Raw genomic sequence first — 18451 nt, 5'->3', positions numbered from 1 at the left:
GATTTCTCGATTTGATACGTGCAAAACAAAAAGAGAAACCCGGTATTTTTAAAATGTCCGGGTTTCTCGACAAGCTGAGAACATATGTTCTGTTTTTGTACTAATCAGTTTGGCAATGGATCGTCTGTACGGTTAATTGAATTTTGGTTCTGAAGGAGTTGAGCTATGGAACTTTATATTTATGATTTCAGCAATGATCGGAAGCAGCAGCAGCGAGCCATACACACCCATTGTATAACTGGTTACAAACCCAATCCCTATACCGTCATGAAGTATATATGTGATCGTATGTATGAACAGATTCGTAAAACAAAAAGCATAGCTGCGCGTCATCCACTTGCGATGAGCCTTTACTTGTTTTTTTCTAATTTTCAAAATCGCGATAACGGTCATGATTGGCCAAACGATATTCAACAAATTGAACGCTATGCTGACAGCTTTTCCTCCAGTGGCAAAGGGAGCCATATAACCGGATGTGACGTCTACTATAATAACAGCGGCTAGATACACATAACCGTTAATTTTATGAAGCTTGCGGTAATTCCTTAAAATCGTCTGGGAGAAATTAATGGCTCCCGATACCATGGCCAGGCAAGCACACAGGACATGGACATACATCACATTTAACCAAACAGGGGCATTGAATTTCTTGTTCAGTTTGTGATCCAGGAAACTAGCAGCTTGTGGATCATATATAAAATTCATATAAATCACGTAGACAATAAAACAAACGATAATGGCGAGCATGATTAAATAATAGCTCCTTGATTTTAACATTGTATTCTCTATTCCCCCTCATTTTTGGCCTTATCGTACCCAATTGTGCTATGATTTACTGAAAACAAGTCATACAGAATCTATCGATTCTCGAAAGGATATTGGCTATGCGTAAAGGTGATAAAACAAAGCTGCATATTATTATGAAATCGGCGGAGCTGTTCAACCAGAAAGGATATGCGGCAACGACCATGCAGGATATTATGGATGCGACCCAATTGACCAAAGGTGGCATATACCGCAACTTTTCCAGCAAAGACGATATTGCTATGGAAGCATTCAAATATGCAGGAGAAGTACTCTGGGAACACTTTTCCCGGGCGATACAGAATTGCCACACTTCGACCGATGCCATACTGGCGATGTGCGATGTGTACAGCGATACGGTGCATAATCCACCCCTTCAAGGAGGCTGTCCTTTTCTGAATACAGCTGTTGAGAGTGATCATTCCTTTCCGGTGCTGCGTGATCAAGCCATGGATGCTTACCGACAAATGCTTGCATTTATCCAGAGGCTGCTTGAGCAGGGTACCGTTACCGGGGAGTTCAGTGCTGACATGGACACGGAGTCGGCGGCTTCCTTTATTTTTTCGTCTATTGAAGGGGCGATTATGTCAAGCAGGCTTACGCTCGATAATAAACATGTCCGCTATGCAAGGAACCAAATTCAACGATGGTTATTGACATTCAAACCTGCGTAAGGTTGTTTTGCTCTGCGTTCTCCAGTCGTTCACCTGTCACCTTCAAAGCAGGCAGCATACCGGCTTTTGCCGTTCCCAACATTTGGTTACCGTGAACGTGAACATGGAACCTTAAATTCAATCGCATAGGCTTCGTTACCCGCAGCAGCCAAGAAAGCTGGTTGTCTTGTATAACTGGCTCCATGAAGTCCACTACTTCACCGGCCTGTTCAGCAATGCCGCATACCTGTCCATTAACTTTGCTAATGGTGAGGGTTACCTTCATTTTGCCGATTGGAGTTGCAATAACTACAGACCACACACCCTCGAAGTTAGGCTCGTCTCCGTCAGTCGCTTCTTCAAGACCGGATATTTGCGGGGATAGGTCCGACTCGGGGCTGGACGGCGACACTTCCGCTATTGGAGCGAGTCCGCGAGCTTGCCAGACCGTTCCACGCCTTTCATATTCAAACAGTTGCTCCACCGCATGAGCCATTCTCGGCCCCAATTCACGCTCAATCAGGTACAGGGCTGTGTCCAGACCCGAAGTTACGCTTCCGCCTGTAACCAAGTCGCCGTCATCCACTACCCGAGCCGTCACAGGAATAGCTCCAGTCGCACTAAGAGCATCCATTCCCTGATGATGGGTGACAGCATGTCTGCCTTCCAGCATCCCGCTCATGGCAAGTAAGAGAGAACCTCCACAGACGGTTGCAATCGTGATTCCGGGTTTGCCAAAAGCTTTCCTTACCAGAGTAGTCAATTGGGTTTCTGAAGCTCTCTGTAGTAACGAGACAACGGAGTCAGGTCCATCGCCGACCATGCTTCCAGAGGCCCCGGGTACAAGAATGATGCTGGATTTACTTGGATCTATCATACCACTTGTTGCGATTTGCAGCCCATTAGTACCGCTTGATACATTCCTGATACCTTCTGCTGATACGAGTTGAGCAGTTACCGCACCTCCCGACAACATCTCGGCTGCTGTAAACACTTCGTAGGGAGCCAGAGCATCCAATAAATCGAATCCATCGAATAAGACAATTTGTACATGCATAAAGACCATCCTCCTTGGCACGAAATAAAACCGAACCGTCCGGTCTCTTTTAATGATAAGCGAAGCCGACTTGCTTTTCAAACCCTTTCTTATGATCTTTTTGTGAACACATTGTGTAACCCCCCAATTCCTTTGCATACACGATAGATTTTGCCGCGGAAGAGCTGGTCAATCAACCGATGGCCGAATCGTTCACTGTTCACGGCCAAGCATATAGGCGACCAAAAAAGCGCTTGATAAGCTCGGAAACAGGACGGCTTTGTTCCTCCAGCACAAAATGCCCACCACATAGTAGATAGATTTCGATATTTTTCAATTCTTTGCTAAAGGCGAAGGCCCCCTCCAACGTAAAGATAAAATCATTTTTACCCCACGTTACAAGTGTCGGAGGCTGATAGGTCCGCAAATATTGCTGCCATAAAGGGTATTGCTCTACGTTGTGTCTATAATCGTAGCCTAGCTCGAGCTGAATTTGGCTATTTCCAGGACGATCCAGAAAAAACTGGTCCATCGAATACCCATCAGGGCTAATGAGATAAGGTTGGCATGCTCCTGTAATATACTGCTTCTTTGTAAAATCAAAAGTTACAAGCTCGGAAAATGCCGCTTCGGTTGCCGGGTTGCGGTTCGCCCACAGTGCTTTAAAGAGATCGAACGGTTTACCCAGCCCTTCCTCATGGGCCACGGCATTTTGAATAACAAAGCCAAGAATGCGGTGCGGATTGCGTATAGCCAGCCTAAATCCAATCGGTCCCCCATAATCATGGACATACAATATATAGCGGGAAATATTGAGCTTGTGGATAAGCTTTTCGATCACCATGGATAGATGCTCGAAGGTATATGGATATTCTTTTGCTTGAGGCATGCTGCTATTTCCATATCCGGGGTAATCAGGAGCGATGACATGAAATCGATCTGCCAGAAGAGGAATCAAATCCCTGAACATATGGGAGGAGCTTGGAAATCCATGAAGTAGGATAATGGTTGGATGGCTCGGAGCCCCGGCCTCACGAAAAAATAGAGTCAATCCCTCGATATTCACTTTTTTATACAGCACCATCACTCCAACTCCTTTTCCCGAAACACGTATATTACGCCATTACAAAACTATGTGAAAAAGATCCATTTGAGTACCGTCCAATAGTTGGACTTGAGTTATCTATTTATAAATGGTGATAAACCAACCGGGCGGAACGCTCACATCAGACGTTGCGACGTTTACGGCTCTCCATAGTCCTGCAGAATTCCTGCAAAATAAAAAACGGTTTGCCTCATATGGGAGGTTAGCCGTTTTTGTTTTGTACGCTGATATTCGTGTTCAGGGTCAATCGTTAAAAGATGCTCCAATCAAAAGCGGTAGAGAGGGTTTCCAGCAGATGAACACCAGCAGTGCTGTTGCCTTTGGTGTTCAAGGCAGGGCCAACAACACCAATACCGTAGTGGCCAGGCACCAACGCAAGAATGCCACCGGACACACCACTTTTCGCTGGTAATCCTGAGCGGATTGCAAAAGCACCCGACTCGTTGTACATCCCACAAGTCAGCATGAACGTTTTGGCAATTTGCACGTAACGGCGGGGAACCAGCTTCCGTCCCGTCATCGGATCGGTGCCGTCGAAGGCTAGTACGAGTGCCATCCTCGCCAGATGCGAGCAGGTAACTTCTATCGAGCAATGCTTGAAGTAAACCTCCAATACCTCTTCAACATCGACCTCATCTCCAAGAACACGGTTAGCTTTAAGGAAATAGGCTAGCGAACGATTGCGATGTGCGGTATTCGTTTCTGAACGATAAACAGCGTCATTAAAAGTAAGTGTCGGATCTCCGGTCAATTCATGGAAAAAGGAAAGAATGCGGTTCGTCTTCTCGGCAGGAGTGGCTCCTGCAATCAGAGAGGACACCGTAATAGCTCCTGCGTTGATTAGAGGATTAAACGGAATGCCTGGATCTACCAGCTCCAGCTTCAGCATTGAATTGAAATTGTCGCCAGTAGGCTCCATTCCGACTTTGGAGAACACACCAGCTTCCCCTTGGTCCATTAACGCGAGCAGTAGTGTAAAAACTTTGGAAATACTCTGCAAGGTGAACCGCATATCGTAGTCCCCGGCCGTGATAATACGTGTTGTATTATCAAAAATGGTGAAGCCAAGTGCTTCCCGTGGAGCATTAGCCAACTCTGGTATATAGGCAGCTACGTTCCCTGAGCAGGCCTGTTTACGGCTTTCTTCAAGCCATGTCGGCACCTGTTTCTCTAATTGTTCCCAAACGGAAGTCATGCTCCGTTCCTCCTTAAATTCTGTTCATATCCTTTTCGACAAAAGCTGCCGTCATCCTTTCATTAAAACATACATTTCGAAAAAGAGGAAACATAAAAAAGGCTGGAGGGACCCTGTGTTTCACACACTTGCGACTGCGTTTTATTTTGATGGGAATCGATAATCAGTAGTAAAGACGCATCTTTTATATTTACAAATCTATAAATGTAGATCTACAACAAGACCTTAATTTTCGTATTGGTGTATGTGTGGGGGATATTCAGGCGAAAGCGGGACTTGCACAGTCTGTAATCTCAAGTTATTTGTTGACTATGCAAAAAGCTGGTTTGTTGGAATCCGAGCGAATCGGGAAGTGGACGTACTATCGTCGGAACGAAAAAACCATACAGGCTTTTTCCGAGTACATCACAAACAATCTATAGACAGAAAGGAGCTTTTTTTTTGGCACTACATATCTATATTTCTGTATATGTAAATATAAATGGAGGCTACAATTAAAATGAAAAAGGTTAACCCTTTGCTTATCATGATTCTCGCTTTAGGCGTATTCGGCATTATTACAACAGAAATGGGGATTATAGGGGTTCTGCCCCAGGTAACTCAAAAATTCAATATCTCGACTTCACAGGCCGGGTGGCTTGTAAGTATATTTGCGTTAGTCGTTGCTATTTCAGGTCCATTCCTGATATTGCTCGTTTCCGGTATTAATCGTAAAGTCATTCTATTAACCACAGTGCTTATTTTTGCGATTTCAAACCTTGTTTATGCCTATACGACCAGCTTCGACGTGATGCTGGTTTTCCGGATTATCCCCGCTATTGTTCATCCCGTCTTTTTTTCGGTTGCCCTTGTGACCGCAGCCCAACTTGTCCCGCCGGATAAGAGCAGCCGTGCGGTCACCAAGGTTTTCGCTGGAATTACGGTCGGGTTTGCTTTTGGCGTGCCTTTGACTTCGTATCTCGCGGAAAAGATTTCGTTAGCCGCCGCTTTCCAGTTTGGAGCTGTGGTAAGCACGATTGCCTTTGTCGGGATACTAGCCTGGCTTCCGTCCATGCCTGTTAAGGAAAAAATGTCTTATGGCGGGCAGCTAGGTATATTACGCAAACCTCAATTGTGGTTAAATATCGTGACTGTTATTTTTATTTTTGCAGCTATGTTTGCTGTGTACAGCTATTTTGCTGAATATCTTGGTCAAGTAACCCATATGAACGGCTCATGGATAAGTATGATGTTGATGGCTTTTGGTATCATCATGATTGTGGGCAATTTTTTATTTGGCAGTTTTTTGCATAAAAGCTTAACAAAGACCGTTATCATGTTTCCTCTGCTATATGTGATTATTTACTTGATCGTTTATGATCTGGGTTCTTATTTCATTCCGATGGTTGTGATCGTATTCTTATGGGGGGCCGTGCATTCCGGCGGGCTTATTGTCAGTCAAGCATGGCTAACAGCCGAGGCGAAAGAAGCTCCCGAATTCGGCAATAGCTTGTTTGTTTCATTTTCCAATCTTGGAATTACTGTAGGGACCTCGATGGGTGGTTGGTTTATTGCTAACTTGGGGATTCATCAACTCATCTGGAGCGGAATTGTGCTTGCACTGCTTGCTTTCTTATTAATTCTGCTAAAAACAAAAATCTCCAATAAAAATCAACATTCTGGCAGTTAAAAACTTTATTTTTGCGAATATCTAACAATGCGTTAACAATAATCGTTACTCCCCATAATCATGTTAATTTATTATGAAGGTATCCTGATAATATGTCATGTTTACCATACAGGGAGGGCGCTATATGTGTAAAAATCAAAGGTTTGTATTATTATCGCTGATGTTGATTATTGTGACTTCACTAGTTGTTACAGGCTGTCAAGCCTTGCAATCTCCAAGCAAGCCCAAGCTCCGCATCCTTTCAAGCTCCGAGAACAAAGCACTGATACCGCTGATTAACAAATTTACGGACACACAAGGTTTCGATGTTGAATTTGTGTTTAAAGGATCCGTGGACAGCATGTCTGAGCTTTCCAGTCATTATTCCGAATACGATGCTGTATGGCTTGCCAATTCACAGTGGATTTCCATGGGAGATACGAACAAGCGAGTGAAGGACCAGAAGTCGGTTATGACCTCACCAGTCGTATGGGGTATCCGTAAAAGCGTAGCGGAGAAGCTGGGTTTTGTCAGTCATGATGTAACGGTGCAGCAGCTGGCAGAGGCGGTGCAGCAGAAGAAGCTGCAATTTGCGATGACATCGGCTTCGCAGTCCAATTCAGGGGCATCAGCCTATATCGGATTTCTGTATGCCATGCTAGACAATCCATCTACCCTAACTATCCAGGATCTGCAGAAACCAGAGCTAGCAGTAAAAATGAAAAGCTTGTTAAGTGGAGTGAACCGTTCGAGCGGCAGCTCAGAATGGCTGAAGGACCTGTTTCTCAAAGCGGATTTTGACGCAATGGTCAATTACGAAGCCGTGTTGATCGAGACGAATAAAAGTCTGATTGCCGCTAATAAAGAACCCTTATACCTGATCTATCCAACTAATGGGCTGACGGTAGCGGACTATTCACTGGGTTATATTAACAACGGAAAGGCAGAGACGGAGGAATGGTTTAAGTCACTGCAGGGCTATCTGTTGTCAGCCGGAACCCAAAAGGAAATTCTGTCATTAGGCAGAAGAACAGGCTTTGGCGGCATTGTGGCAGGGGCAAACAAAGCAGTGTTTAACCCGGATTGGGGTATCGATATGAGCAAGACTTTATCTCCGATCCCATTCCCCGAGCCCGAGGTCATTCGTGAAGCATTAAATAGGTATCAAACCCTGTTTAAAAAGCCTTCATATACCGTCTTTTGCATCGATTATTCCGGCAGCATGTCTACGAATGGTGGCGAACGGGGAGTGAAGGAAGCGATGGGGCTGCTGCTGAATCAAGAAAAAGCAAAGCAGGTGCTCCTGCAATCCTCTGCTGAGGATACCATCATAGTCATGCCTTTTAATTCGGACATTATAGATAAGTGGAGTGCTGTAGGTCCCGGACAATTCCCGGCTTTATTGGATAAAATACAGAAGCTCGGTGCAAGCGGGGGAACGAACATTTATGACCCGTCCATCGCAGCGCTGAATTTGATAAGCAAGGTGGATACGGACAAATATGTTGTTTCCGTCGTGCTTATGACGGACGGGATGTCTAGTGGTCGAATTAATGATTTTCAGCAGGCATACACAACGCTTGGAAAGGACATTCCTGTATTCTCAATTACGTTCGGGGATGCCGATGAAAAGCAGCTGCGGGCTATCTCCAATTTGACACATGCCGACGTCTTCCCAAGTGGTGGCGATCTGACAGGGGCGTTTAAGAAAGTGAGGGGATACAATTGATCTCACGCTTAATGGCTCTGCCGCAATTTACGATGTTTTTATCACTTGCATTGTGCTCCGGGGCTTTTGTGTTTTTCATGTTCGTGATAGATCTCAGTATCGTTTTATCGCTGGTGCTGGGAGTGATTCTGTACGTGGGCCTGCATTTGATCCTCACAGCCGCGGACCCGGCAGCCAAGGAAACCAAATTACTGCTTCGAGCTGCCAAGGTAAAGCTGGAGCTGCTGCGAAGTGCTTCATATCATATTTCCAATCCACGTATCCAAAATGATGTGAATGAAATTGTTGGAGCCAGTATGCAAATCATGCTGCTCATTCAGAAGAAATCAGCCGATCTACCTGCATCGAAGCAGCTATTGACCTTCTACCTGGATAATACCTTGGAAATGGTGAACCGCTATGTTTCGCTTTCCTCCAAAAGCTACCTCAATGCTTCCAGTAATGAGGTATTGCGTAAGATCGAAGAGGTGCTAGAGGGCGTCAAGGTTAATTTTATCGCACAATACAACAAGCTGCTTATCAATGACCTGTCCGATCTGGCAATCAAAATGGATGTAGTTAGCCAAATGCTGGAATGGGAGGATGTACAATGAGAAAAGCACAGGTTATCGGAATCAGTCTCGTTTTACTGGTTATTATCATCAGTGTTCTAGTCAAAACGGTGTGGAAACCAGATCAGAACATGGCTACTGGAAATTCACCAATGAGCAGTACTATAGTCCTCAAGGGACTGATCGGCAGCGAGAAGGAGGCATTGTTTGGAGATCCTGATTTTCAAAAGCTGGCGAAAACCAAATATGGAATCACCCTGGATACTTTCAAGTCGGGATCATTGGAAATGACGGATGCGCAGAAATTGAAAGATTATGATTTTGTTTTTCCAGCCAGCCAAACTGTGGTGGAGAAACTCAAGAGTCTTACTAAAATAAATGGCACGGAAGAGGTATTTCGTACACCGCTCGTCTATTATAGCTGGGAGAGGGTGGTGCGTCCGCTTGAACAGCTGGGGATCGTCCAGCAACAAACCGATCGTTCCCTGACTCTGGACAATAAAAAGCTGCTGCAGCTCGTTATGGACGATAAAAAATGGTCGGATATCGGATTAACAGAGCTTTATGGTCCTATTGTGGTTGATACTTCCGATCCGAAAAAATCCAACTCTGGCAACTCCTATGCCGCGATTGCCGCCGATGCCTTGAGTGATGGTCATGTAATCACACAAGCTTCGATTCCTGGAGTACAGAATGCAATTCAAACTATTTTTGCCAAATCGGGATTCAAAAAATCTTCGACTACCGAGCTGTTCGAGGAATATCTGAAAACAGGAGCAGGCAGCCATAAAATTATTGTCGGCTACGAAAGTGATGTCCTTTATTTTGCCAAGCAAAATCCCGAGGTTTGGAAACAGCTCCAGCAAAGCGCCATGCCAAGAATGCTGTATCCCGCTCCAACTTTGTGGTCCGTTCATACCATTGTGCCTTTGAATGAGAAGGCGAGGGTACTGATATCTTTTCTAAAGGATACCGAAGTGCAAAAGCTGGCATGGGAGAGGTATGGATTTCGTACGGGTGTCGTTGGTAATTCAACGGATATATCAGTGTTTGCTGTGGAGGGTCTAAGTGCCTCGATTGATAGGGTGATGCAGCTTCCCGATTATGAAACGATGGAAAAACTGTTAGAAGCGTTTAATTATTAAAAGCATAATAAGCCATTTCGACATCTTCCTTAATTAAATTTGAAGATACTGCTTTTAACGTATATAATTAACCATGAATCTTTGGACAGAGCCACAGCTGACATGCGCCAAACCTATTTTAGATGCTGCGATTTAAATACTGTTGCCATAGAAAAATTGTATTATGGGGAGAAGGAACTTAGATCATGCAAGAGGTAAAGGCAATCGACAATAAAATAGTCAGTTTAGGCGATGTTACCGCAGATAAAGTAAATGGCGGCATCCTATTAGATGTCACAACTACAGTTGTGAATGTGTATAAACGTAGAACTAAGAGTGACTTCCTGTATGGCATCACAAATACTTTGGTAGAGATCAACATAAGCAAGGATGCTGAGTCAATTTCCACGATGTCACAAGCTGAAGCAGTAGACTATATAAGGAATCAATGGTGGAACACTTATGAATATGCTGCAGTGAAGGGTTATTATCCCGACAAATTCAGGGTTGAAATGAAGAATCCAGTAACCGAGAGACCAGCATATCATGTCTTAGAAGAAGTATTGAAGGAGTTTGGATTACCAGAAGATTCTATTATAGAAGAAGTATCTCTCTATAGTAGTAAAGGAAAAGGAAAAGGAAACGACAACAAAAGTGGATTTGGTAAATGAGAAACTGCGCCCAGCGTGGTTTTTTTTACTTTAGGGAGAAAGCCCCCAAAAAGGATAAGGGGCTAAAAAGTGGAATTTTTACAAAGCTCCTGCATCCCTTGCTGTATAGAACGAAGGGAATATCGGACGATAGTTTAATTCGTCTCTTATACGTGTTGTATCTACAATCATATCCCATGGATTGAACTCTTGCTGCAAGGATCCCGTTAATTCTTGGTGGGGAAAACCATGGAGTTGTATCAGCTCTGACACCGTTATGGGCGAGTCATCGGCAACGTTATAGATGCGGCCATCTATGTCCGATGTGGAGGTAGCAAGCTGCAGCGCTTGTCCTACATCCGCATGGTGCACCATATGGAGCCGTTTGGCAGGGTTCCATTTACTCATGATCGGCAGAAATTCCGAGACATGGGGATCACACTCTCCATAAACAAAAGCAAATCGTAAGATACGAAGCCCTAATCCCTGCTCACAATGCATCCGAAGCAAATCTTTTTCAGCTGTCACTTTGGTTTGTGGATAAGGGAACACAGGTCGCAGCTCATCATCTTCACGGCTCGGTCTGCTATGATTACCTGCACCATACACTAAATTCGTGCTGGCAAACACAAATCTTGGAACGTTTGCCTTCAGGGCAGCCTCCGCTAAACCAATGCTGGCATCGATGTTTGACTTTCTCGCGGTTGCTTCATCTACTCCACGAAATTGTGCTGCCAGATGTACCACGGTATCAATGCCTTGCAACGCATTTGCGAGACTCTCTATTTGCAAAAGGTCACCTTCTATAACCTCGACCCCTTGCTGTTGAAACGAATCCGCCTTCGCAGCATCGCGAACCAAAACTTTAATGTTATGACCGTGTTGCAGCAAACGCGGTACAAACCGGCTTCCTATTTTCCCTGTTACTCCAGTTACAAAAACATTCATTTTCGATGCCCTCCTCATATTGTCGGTGTTATACTAGTAGTATTACAGATCGTGGAATCAACTGCCCTCCTGTGTTTATCGTACGATTGGCAGTGTCAGGATAAGGGGACTAATCTATGAAAAAGAGTTCTTCAAACGAATCGCTGGGTGAATTTTTGAGGGCACGTCGAGAGCGCCTTACTCCCGAAGAAGTGGGATTACCTTCATATGGTCGACGCCGAACACCTGGACTTCGACGTGAAGAGGTAGCCCAACTTGCCCATATAGGCACTTCGTGGTATACCTCATTGGAACAGGGCAGAGTAGTAAATCCATCCGAGCAGGTACTGGATAGCTTGTCCGAAGGATTACGATTGTCCGTGGATGAGCGACGCCATCTCCGCATGCTGGTAAGGCCAGTAGATTTAGAGAAAGATGAAGTGGATCAAGAGGTGAGTACCGGTTTGGAGCGAACAGTGCTTGCTCTTGAACCTAATCCTGCTTTTATATTGGGGAGAAGTTGGGATTTGTTGATGTGGAACAAAGCGGCGGAGGTTGTGTTCAGACTGCCGGCATTCTCTAAGGGGATACAGCAGCGGCCCAATTGGTTAAGACGGTTTTTGACTGATCCATCGCTTCAAATGAACAACAAGGATTGGGAAGCAAAAGCACATGTCATGATTGCACGGTTTCGAGCAGATTACGCATACTTCCAACATGACGCGAGGTTTAAGGAACTGATAGAGGAATTTATGCAGATAAGTGAACTGTTCCGTTCTTGTTGGCTGCGGCATGACGTTCAAGTTATCACCGATTGCCACAAGCGATGGAGCGATCCATTGATCGGGGAGATGGAGTTTGAGCACGTGACTTTACAGCTACCAAACAATCCGGCGCTAAAGATCATGATTTATGCCGCATCATCATCAACTGCGGAGCATCTGAAGAGTTTGCAGAGATCTTAAGGAAAGTTGTTAGTTACTGGGCAACGCGCAGAAAGCTTTGTTAAGGCATCGTGGCTTTATCGGGAAAGGATAGCTCAAAAACAACTAGGACGAGGCTGTCGGTATGATTCGGCAGTCCTCGTAATGAGGGATGAGGGAATTTGGAGGAAGATATTCCAGCTCAGCATCCCACCCGAAAATTAGACGATATAACCCTTAATCATTGTCCATTGAACTTGGAATTGTTCATCTAACAAAACAAGATCAGCATCAAAACCCATGGAGATACTACCTATAGTATTATTAAGGCCAAGTATTCGTGCAGGTGATCTTGTAGCCATTGTAACCGCGTCTTTTAAAGGAATGCCGGTTTCTACGGTTAGTCGCAGTGCCTCATTCATTGTAACCGTACTGGAGGCTAAAGTTCCATCCTCCAGGCGTGCTACACCGTCGGAAACCGTAACATGATGGCCACCGAACATATAATTCCCATCACCTAGTCCCATGGCTTGCAAAGCATCAGTGATAAGTACCATGCCATCTGGTCCTTTCAGACGATGCATCATTCGAACGATCGCAGGATGCAAATGAATGCCATCTACAATCGCTTGGAGACTTACATGTTCTTCTTCAAAAGCGGCTACAACCAGACCGGGATCCCGATGATGAATCGGACGCATGCCGTTGAAACAATGCGTAACATGACTCGCTCCTGCTTCAAAGGCTTGCTTGGCCTCCTCGTATGTGGCATCCGAATGGGCGACCGCGATAACTACGCCCATTTCCTTCAGAAAGGAGATGAGTTCCATCCCACCAGGTAATTCGGGAGCTATTGTAACCATCTTAATTAGTCCATCTGCTTCGTTAAAAATTTCTTTCATTTCAGTAAGGTTCGGATGTCGTAAAAACCGTTCGTTTTGCATACCTTTACGCTTCGGATTCAGGTAAGGACCCTCTAGATGAAGCCCTGCAATTTTGGCCCCGACTTCATGCCCTATGACACGTTTCACACTACGAATCATAGTTAATAATTGTTCAATAGTCGAGCTGACGGAAGTGACCAGGAACGAGGTGCAGCCTGTTTGTGCACAAGCCCGAGACACCTCTTGAATACTCGTCTCACTTCCATCCATCATATCAAACCCGTTGGCACCGTGAATATGAACATCGATCATGCCTGGTATTAATAAATGTCCTTGACCATCCATAAGTTCATATTCGCCCTCAGGAAGAGAAGACAGACCACTTTCTATCTTTTCAATAATTCCGTCACGTATCCAAAGTACCGCAGATAAACGAGAGTTATCTTCTTGAATCACGTTTACATTGTGTAAAATTTTAAGACTCATCTCTGTAATCCTCCTCGAATTTGTCTTTCTCCGCACATTGAATAATCGTTATATTTTTATTATGAAGTACTTCTCTTATTTCGATAGGCACCTCTTGATCGGTAATCAAAATGTCTACAAAGTCAAAATCTAAACGATAAACCGACTTGCTCGTAAACTTCGTGAAATCTGCGACAACAATTACCTGATCCGATCTGCGGGCCATCTCTTTTTTAACAGAAACATCATCTTCGTAAGGAAAGTAAAGCCCATCGGCTCGTATAGCTGTAGCTCCGATAAATGCCTTATCAGCTCTTAATTCTCTTAGCTTATCGATGACGGAGGGTCCGAATAATAACCGATTTTGGGCATGTAAATAGCCGCCGAGCACATAAACTTGCAGATCTTCCCGACCTGCCAGAATCCCTACAATATCAATGGAATGTGTGATAGCCGTAATGTTTTTAGCTGTAATTTGCTCTGCTACAGACTGTACCGTAGTTGATACGTCTAAAATGACTGTTTCCCGATCCTGGACCAGTTTAGCTGCTAACTTCCCAATGGTTCTTTTACTGTCTGTTTCGTCAATTAAACGTTCCTGATACGTGGCTATTTCCTTCTGCAATTGAGGCAGAGCGACACCTCCATGTGTACGGATAACAACTCCTTCTTGTACTAATTTAACAATATCTCTTCGGGCTGTATCCCTAGATACATCTAAAAGAGAACAGATATCCATAACACTCATCGCGTGATGTATATTAATATAGTCGAGTATTTTCAGTAATCGTTCTTCTTGATACATCAATCTCACCTCTTGTAAGTAACTTTATCATATAATTTAAGTATATTAAAGTATAATTTAAGTAGATATAAGTATTTTGTTGAATTTTTCAATCGGCCGATATATGCTTACATACACGAAGTTGGGCATCCAGTAAGTTCTGGTTGAGCTTATGAAATATTTGATTTACAAATCAATGTTGGCTGCTTACCGAGTTTACCACTCGCAAAAAGTGCCCCCCTTAGAGTTCACATTGGATAAACTTTGAGTTTATTCCAATGTGGATTCTAAGGGGGGCACTTGCTTTAGCTATCAAACCCCGGAACATCCATCGCAGTCCGATATAGGATCTTTTCAAAGGCTTCGATCAGTGATTGTTTGGCTTCTCCGAAATTCCCTTTAAGTATTGATTCGTATACCGATTGATTGATTCGATTTGCAGAGTAGTGCTGCAGATGGGGTGTTTGTTTCCAATGAAGTAATGATTTCATTATGACCTTGTCTTTGTAGGAATCGATCATATTCAGCATCGTATCGTTGTTCGCTGCGGAAATGACAGTTCGTCTGAACAAAACGGAATTTTCGATGTATACCTTATAATCATTTTTTTGGCTGGCTTCTATCTGTATTTCCAGATATGATTTTAATTTCTTTTCATCAAATGTGTATTGACGTAATACGGCTTGATCCAGCACGTACAATTGCAGGGCCAAAATCGATTCATAGATGTGTACGAGTTCTTTATGCGAGATATCCTTCACCAAGATGCCCCGTTTGTTGAAGGAAACGATAAATCCTTCTGATTCCAAATGAGAGAGTGCGGAACGAATCGGAGTGCGACTCATATTAAATTCGATGGCAAGCTCGTTTTCGGATAATACCGTTCCAGGCAAGTACTCGCAAGAGATAATCTTTTGGCGAATATTTGTATAGGCAATAGACTCTAAGGATAATTTGGGCATTGTCAAAATGTTCCCTTCAGCTTTATCTCACTAGAATTCTACACGGTTTGACTCGATGTTGCAATAAAAAACGAATCTGAGTCCACTGCTGGCGGTGGCATTTTCATTAATAAATTCTTCATTAAACGATGATATTCATTTAACAAATGAATTGTACACTAATATGTATACAATAATGGATACATAAGAAAGGGGTACTATAAAGTAATGGAGATTCAATTATCAAACATAGAAGTAAATCGTATTGGAAACCGAATGCACATTCAATGGAACAAGGAAATGGCATTGGGAAAAGTGAAGGTTTTTACTGGGGTGTCGCCGATTGATGTAAATGAAGAATTGGATGAAACGTCTGCAGGTGTTTCGTCATTATCATTCGATGACCCGCATCCTGGACGAAGAACATATTTTAAATTGAAGTCTGAGTTCGGGGGAGCTCGAATTACAAGCGAAAGGAGATTACCGCTCCAAGGCTCCATGAATTTTCGCGATATGGGCGGATATGCAACGACTGACGGGCGTTATATTAAATGGGGATTGCTTTATCGATCAGAAGAACTGATAGGTTTGACTGAGGCTGACCGGCTGTACTTACAGCATTGCGGACTGAAGATGATTTGCGATTACCGAGCAGAATACGAGGCGAAATTAAAACCAAACCCATCAATCGGGGATGCTCAGCAATTTGGAATTCCTATTGAAGTTAAATCTCCAAGGCATCGTTCACGAATGAACTATATGGACATGATCACCATGGACAAGCTTCATTTACTGGGCCCAACGGGTGAAATGTTGACAATTGCCAATCAGCGGTATGTTTCCGATTTTACGAAGTCATTTGCCACCTTGTTCGAACTTCTGTTAACGCCCGGCCATCTGCCGATGGTACAGCATTGCGCCGCCGGAAAGGATCGCACAGGCTTCGGATCGGCGATTGTTCTACTGGCGTTGGGTGTCCCGAAACAAACCATAATGGAAGACTATCTACTTACCAATACGTACAGAGAAGAAGCGGATCTACAAACCCTAGCTCTCCTTAAACCGAAGCTTACGCATGAAGAGGATTGGGATGTTCTATGGGCTGTGATGCAAGCGAGACAAGAGTACCTTCAGGCTGCATTCGATGAAATCCATATACGTTACGGGGACATCGACCGTTATTTGGAAGAAGCGGTCGGTTTAACAGCTTCGAATCGGGAACAGCTTCAAGACATGTTATTAACCGACACTTAATCGACTTATAACTCTTATGCCAAAGGAGAGAACAAATTTGACTCGGAGCCATCGTATCGATTACAGACCCTTTCTTTACATCTTGCCTGCATTGATCGGGTGTCTCGTGTTTACGGTTTATCCCGTTATTTACCTATTCTATCTTAGTCTTTACAAAGTTGATCTGCTAAGCAATACGTGGAAGTTTGTTGACGTACAGAACTACTTGAGCTTAGCACAATCACAAGATTTCTTGCAGGTTTTACGAAATTCGTTCTTCTATTCATTTTTTACGGTCTCTATTTCCTGTACTTTATCGCTTATCCTGGCAGTTCTGTTGAATCGTCCCGGAAAACTGCATCAATTTGTTCAGACTGCGGTGTTCACGCCCCATATCATCCCATTAGTATCCATATCTTTATTATGGATGTGGATGATGGATAAGGATTATGGGTTATTGAACATGATACTCCAATCGCTTCACTTGCCCACGTTACTATGGATCGATAGTCCGGCCACTTCGTTGATGTCATTGATTCTGGTGGCCATATGGAAAAGTCTCGGATTTAATATTTTGCTCATTATTGCGGGCATGCACGCTATTCCGATACCCGTGCTAGAAGCCGCACGTTTGGATAGTGCAAATCCTGTCCGAATAGTTACCAAAATTATTATTCCTTTGTTATCGCCAACGCTCTTTTTCATGCTGACTGTGAATATCATCAGCTCTTTACAAGTGTTTGATTCCGTCAAAGTTCTGACAAGCGGAGGGCCAGCGAACTCTTCGAATGTGCTAGTCTACTGGATTTATCAAACGGGATTCGAATTTTATAAATTTGGTGAGGCTTCGACTGGAGCTGTGATCCTGTTTGTGATTGTATCCATTGTGACGATTGCGAACTTCCTGATACTACGTTCCCGGGTTCATTACCATTAAACAAAAGGCGGTTCAAAAAATGAGCAAACGCGTATTTGGTGTAAACATCCCAGAAGCGGCAGGGTTACTCTTGTTGCTGGCGGTCGGACTGATCTATTTGTTCCCGTTTTATTGGATGATTGTCACCTCCTTTAAGACGCTGCCGGAGACGCTGGTTTTTCCACCATCGTTTTTCCCGAAGCAATTGATGTTTGAGAACTATTTGGAAGTATGGAGGACGGGACCTTTTCCCCGTTATGTGTTTAACAGCTTTCTCGTAGCCATATTAACTACCGCACTCCAATTGGTTGTCGCAATACCAGCTGCTTATGCGTTCGCACGAAGACGGTTCAAGGGATCCAGAGTCGTGTACGCCATGATTCTTGCGGGCATGATGCTTCCGATGCAGGTTGTGATCATTCCTATCTACCTGCTGCTCAGTGAATTGGGCTGGATAAATACGTATGCAGCATTAACGATCCCCTATATGGTTTCGCCATTTGCCATTTTCCTACTGACCGAATCATTCAAGCAATTACCGGATGACATTATTGATGCGGCAAAGTTGGAGCAGCTGTCAGAAGGAAGACTCGTGTTGAATATGCTGCTTCCAATGATCAAGCAAATCATAGTTACCGTCACTTTGCTGCTTTTTATCACGCACTGGAACGATTTATTTTGGGTGCTAATCATGACGAGCAGCGAGCAGCTTCATACGTTGACGGTTGGAATGATCAAATTGACCAATACCGAGGGTACGCATTGGCAATTACTGATGGCTGGTAATGTTATTCTAGTGGCGCCGATATTTATGATCTATTTGTTTGCCAGTAAACACATCAAGTCCGCTTTTACATACAGCGGCATCAAATAGATAATTGAA

At 43.9% G+C, this 18451-nt stretch carries 18 protein-coding genes and 1 pseudogene; 11 read left to right on the top strand and 8 right to left on the bottom strand.

Going from position 1 to position 18451, the window contains the following annotated elements; genetic code table 11:
- Positions 1-132 precede the first annotated feature (132 nt).
- Positions 133-777, bottom strand: a complete 645-nt coding sequence (locus BK127_RS24760; RefSeq protein ID WP_076234190.1) for a DUF2306 domain-containing protein — start codon at positions 775-777, stop codon at positions 133-135.
- 107 nt (positions 778-884) lie between these two features.
- Here BK127_RS24760 and BK127_RS24755 point away from each other — a divergent pair, with 107 nt between their 5' ends.
- Positions 885-1478 (top strand): TetR/AcrR family transcriptional regulator, encoded by a 594-nt coding sequence (locus tag BK127_RS24755; protein WP_076234189.1) that lies wholly within the window; start codon positions 885-887, stop codon positions 1476-1478.
- Here BK127_RS24755 and BK127_RS24750 read toward each other — a convergent pair.
- The 3 genes from BK127_RS24750 to glsA form a co-directional block, all read right to left on the bottom strand.
- Entirely contained in the window at positions 1465-2514 is a 1050-nt protein-coding gene (locus BK127_RS24750; RefSeq protein WP_076234188.1) for a DJ-1/PfpI family protein, read from the bottom strand. The genes BK127_RS24755 and BK127_RS24750 overlap by 14 nt on opposite strands.
- A gap of 199 nt (positions 2515-2713) precedes the next feature.
- Entirely contained in the window at positions 2714-3577 is an 864-nt protein-coding gene (locus BK127_RS24745) for an alpha/beta fold hydrolase (protein WP_076234187.1), read from the bottom strand.
- A 271-nt stretch (positions 3578-3848) separates the two neighbouring features.
- On the bottom strand, positions 3849-4793 hold the full coding sequence (gene glsA / locus BK127_RS24740) for a glutaminase A (protein WP_076234186.1): 945 nt from the start codon (positions 4791-4793) through the stop codon (positions 3849-3851).
- Positions 4794-5005: 212 nt separating this feature from the next.
- Between glsA and BK127_RS24735 the strand changes: the two are divergent.
- From BK127_RS24735 to BK127_RS24710, 6 genes and pseudogenes are all read left to right on the top strand, one after another.
- Positions 5006-5215: pseudogene (locus tag BK127_RS24735) on the top strand (ArsR/SmtB family transcription factor); the annotation flags it as partial.
- Between the two features lie 77 nt (positions 5216-5292).
- Positions 5293-6462, top strand: coding sequence for an MFS transporter (locus BK127_RS24730; RefSeq protein ID WP_076234184.1), 1170 nt, complete (start codon positions 5293-5295; stop codon positions 6460-6462).
- A gap of 124 nt (positions 6463-6586) precedes the next feature.
- Positions 6587-8170: a vWA domain-containing protein gene (locus tag BK127_RS24725; RefSeq protein ID WP_076234183.1), complete on the top strand. Its 1584-nt coding sequence runs from the start codon at positions 6587-6589 to the stop codon at positions 8168-8170.
- Positions 8167-8763, top strand: coding sequence for a 5-bromo-4-chloroindolyl phosphate hydrolysis family protein (locus BK127_RS24720; protein ID WP_076234182.1), 597 nt, complete (start codon positions 8167-8169; stop codon positions 8761-8763). Before BK127_RS24725 ends, BK127_RS24720 begins: the two co-directional genes overlap by 4 nt.
- On the top strand, positions 8760-9866 hold the full coding sequence (locus BK127_RS24715; RefSeq protein WP_076234181.1) for a hypothetical protein: 1107 nt from the start codon (positions 8760-8762) through the stop codon (positions 9864-9866). Before BK127_RS24720 ends, BK127_RS24715 begins: the two co-directional genes overlap by 4 nt.
- A gap of 185 nt (positions 9867-10051) precedes the next feature.
- A complete protein-coding gene (locus BK127_RS24710) occupies positions 10052-10516 on the top strand; it encodes a hypothetical protein (RefSeq protein WP_076234180.1) in 465 nt (154 codons plus the stop codon).
- A gap of 78 nt (positions 10517-10594) precedes the next feature.
- Here the strand turns inward: BK127_RS24710 and BK127_RS24705 are convergent, their stop codons facing one another.
- The gene (locus tag BK127_RS24705; protein WP_076234179.1) at positions 10595-11443 is read right to left on the bottom strand and encodes an NAD-dependent epimerase/dehydratase family protein; all 849 of its coding nucleotides are present in this window, start codon (positions 11441-11443) and stop codon (positions 10595-10597) included.
- A 116-nt stretch (positions 11444-11559) separates the two neighbouring features.
- On the opposite strand from BK127_RS24705, the gene BK127_RS24700 reads away from it, so the two are divergent.
- Positions 11560-12387: a helix-turn-helix transcriptional regulator gene (locus tag BK127_RS24700; RefSeq protein WP_076234178.1), complete on the top strand. Its 828-nt coding sequence runs from the start codon at positions 11560-11562 to the stop codon at positions 12385-12387.
- A 179-nt stretch (positions 12388-12566) separates the two neighbouring features.
- On the opposite strand, the gene nagA is transcribed toward BK127_RS24700, so the two are convergent.
- From nagA to BK127_RS24685, 3 genes are all read right to left on the bottom strand, one after another.
- Positions 12567-13715 (bottom strand): N-acetylglucosamine-6-phosphate deacetylase, encoded by a 1149-nt coding sequence (gene nagA / locus BK127_RS24695; RefSeq protein ID WP_076234177.1) that lies wholly within the window; start codon positions 13713-13715, stop codon positions 12567-12569.
- Positions 13705-14499, bottom strand: coding sequence for a DeoR/GlpR family DNA-binding transcription regulator (locus tag BK127_RS24690; RefSeq protein ID WP_076234176.1), 795 nt, complete (start codon positions 14497-14499; stop codon positions 13705-13707). Before BK127_RS24690 ends, nagA begins: the two co-directional genes overlap by 11 nt.
- A 284-nt stretch (positions 14500-14783) precedes the next feature.
- Positions 14784-15440: a GntR family transcriptional regulator gene (locus tag BK127_RS24685; RefSeq protein WP_076234175.1), complete on the bottom strand. Its 657-nt coding sequence runs from the start codon at positions 15438-15440 to the stop codon at positions 14784-14786.
- Between the two features lie 255 nt (positions 15441-15695).
- Here BK127_RS24685 and BK127_RS24680 point away from each other — a divergent pair, with 255 nt between their 5' ends.
- Genes BK127_RS24680 through BK127_RS24670 form a run of 3 tightly spaced genes read left to right on the top strand, consistent with a single transcriptional unit; the run spans position 15696 to position 18442 of the window.
- A complete protein-coding gene (locus BK127_RS24680) occupies positions 15696-16673 on the top strand; it encodes a tyrosine-protein phosphatase (protein ID WP_179097588.1) in 978 nt (325 codons plus the stop codon).
- A 37-nt stretch (positions 16674-16710) separates the two neighbouring features.
- Complete coding sequence (locus tag BK127_RS24675) at positions 16711-17589, top strand: carbohydrate ABC transporter permease (RefSeq protein WP_256711433.1); 879 nt, start codon at positions 16711-16713, stop codon at positions 17587-17589.
- A gap of 19 nt (positions 17590-17608) precedes the next feature.
- Positions 17609-18442, top strand: coding sequence for a carbohydrate ABC transporter permease (locus BK127_RS24670; RefSeq protein ID WP_083689549.1), 834 nt, complete (start codon positions 17609-17611; stop codon positions 18440-18442).
- Positions 18443-18451: the final 9 nt, after the last annotated feature.

The organism is Paenibacillus sp. FSL H7-0331 (assembly GCF_001956045.1).
This window is presented reverse-complemented; position numbering and strand designations above follow the sequence as displayed.

Bases quoted from the DNA above. Each gene is read 5' to 3' on its own strand.
- BK127_RS24760 (WP_076234190.1), bottom strand. From the start codon at position 777: ATGTTAAAATCAAGGAGCTATTATTTAATCATGCTCGCCATTATCGTT.
- BK127_RS24755 (WP_076234189.1), top strand. From the start codon at position 885: ATGCGTAAAGGTGATAAAACAAAGCTGCATATTATTATGAAATCGGCG.
- BK127_RS24750 (WP_076234188.1), bottom strand. From the start codon at position 2,514: ATGCATGTACAAATTGTCTTATTCGATGGATTCGATTTATTGGATGCT.
- BK127_RS24745 (WP_076234187.1), bottom strand. From the start codon at position 3,577: ATGGTGCTGTATAAAAAAGTGAATATCGAGGGATTGACTCTATTTTTT.
- glsA (WP_076234186.1), bottom strand. From the start codon at position 4,793: ATGACTTCCGTTTGGGAACAATTAGAGAAACAGGTGCCGACATGGCTT.
- BK127_RS24730 (WP_076234184.1), top strand. From the start codon at position 5,293: ATGAAAAAGGTTAACCCTTTGCTTATCATGATTCTCGCTTTAGGCGTA.
- BK127_RS24725 (WP_076234183.1), top strand. From the start codon at position 6,587: ATGTGTAAAAATCAAAGGTTTGTATTATTATCGCTGATGTTGATTATT.
- BK127_RS24715 (WP_076234181.1), top strand. From the start codon at position 8,760: ATGAGAAAAGCACAGGTTATCGGAATCAGTCTCGTTTTACTGGTTATT.
- BK127_RS24710 (WP_076234180.1), top strand. From the start codon at position 10,052: ATGCAAGAGGTAAAGGCAATCGACAATAAAATAGTCAGTTTAGGCGAT.
- BK127_RS24705 (WP_076234179.1), bottom strand. From the start codon at position 11,443: ATGAATGTTTTTGTAACTGGAGTAACAGGGAAAATAGGAAGCCGGTTT.
- BK127_RS24700 (WP_076234178.1), top strand. From the start codon at position 11,560: ATGAAAAAGAGTTCTTCAAACGAATCGCTGGGTGAATTTTTGAGGGCA.
- nagA (WP_076234177.1), bottom strand. From the start codon at position 13,715: ATGAGTCTTAAAATTTTACACAATGTAAACGTGATTCAAGAAGATAAC.
- BK127_RS24690 (WP_076234176.1), bottom strand. From the start codon at position 14,499: ATGTATCAAGAAGAACGATTACTGAAAATACTCGACTATATTAATATA.
- BK127_RS24685 (WP_076234175.1), bottom strand. From the start codon at position 15,440: ATGCCCAAATTATCCTTAGAGTCTATTGCCTATACAAATATTCGCCAA.
- BK127_RS24680 (WP_179097588.1), top strand. From the start codon at position 15,696: ATGCACATTCAATGGAACAAGGAAATGGCATTGGGAAAAGTGAAGGTT.
- BK127_RS24670 (WP_083689549.1), top strand. From the start codon at position 17,609: ATGAGCAAACGCGTATTTGGTGTAAACATCCCAGAAGCGGCAGGGTTA.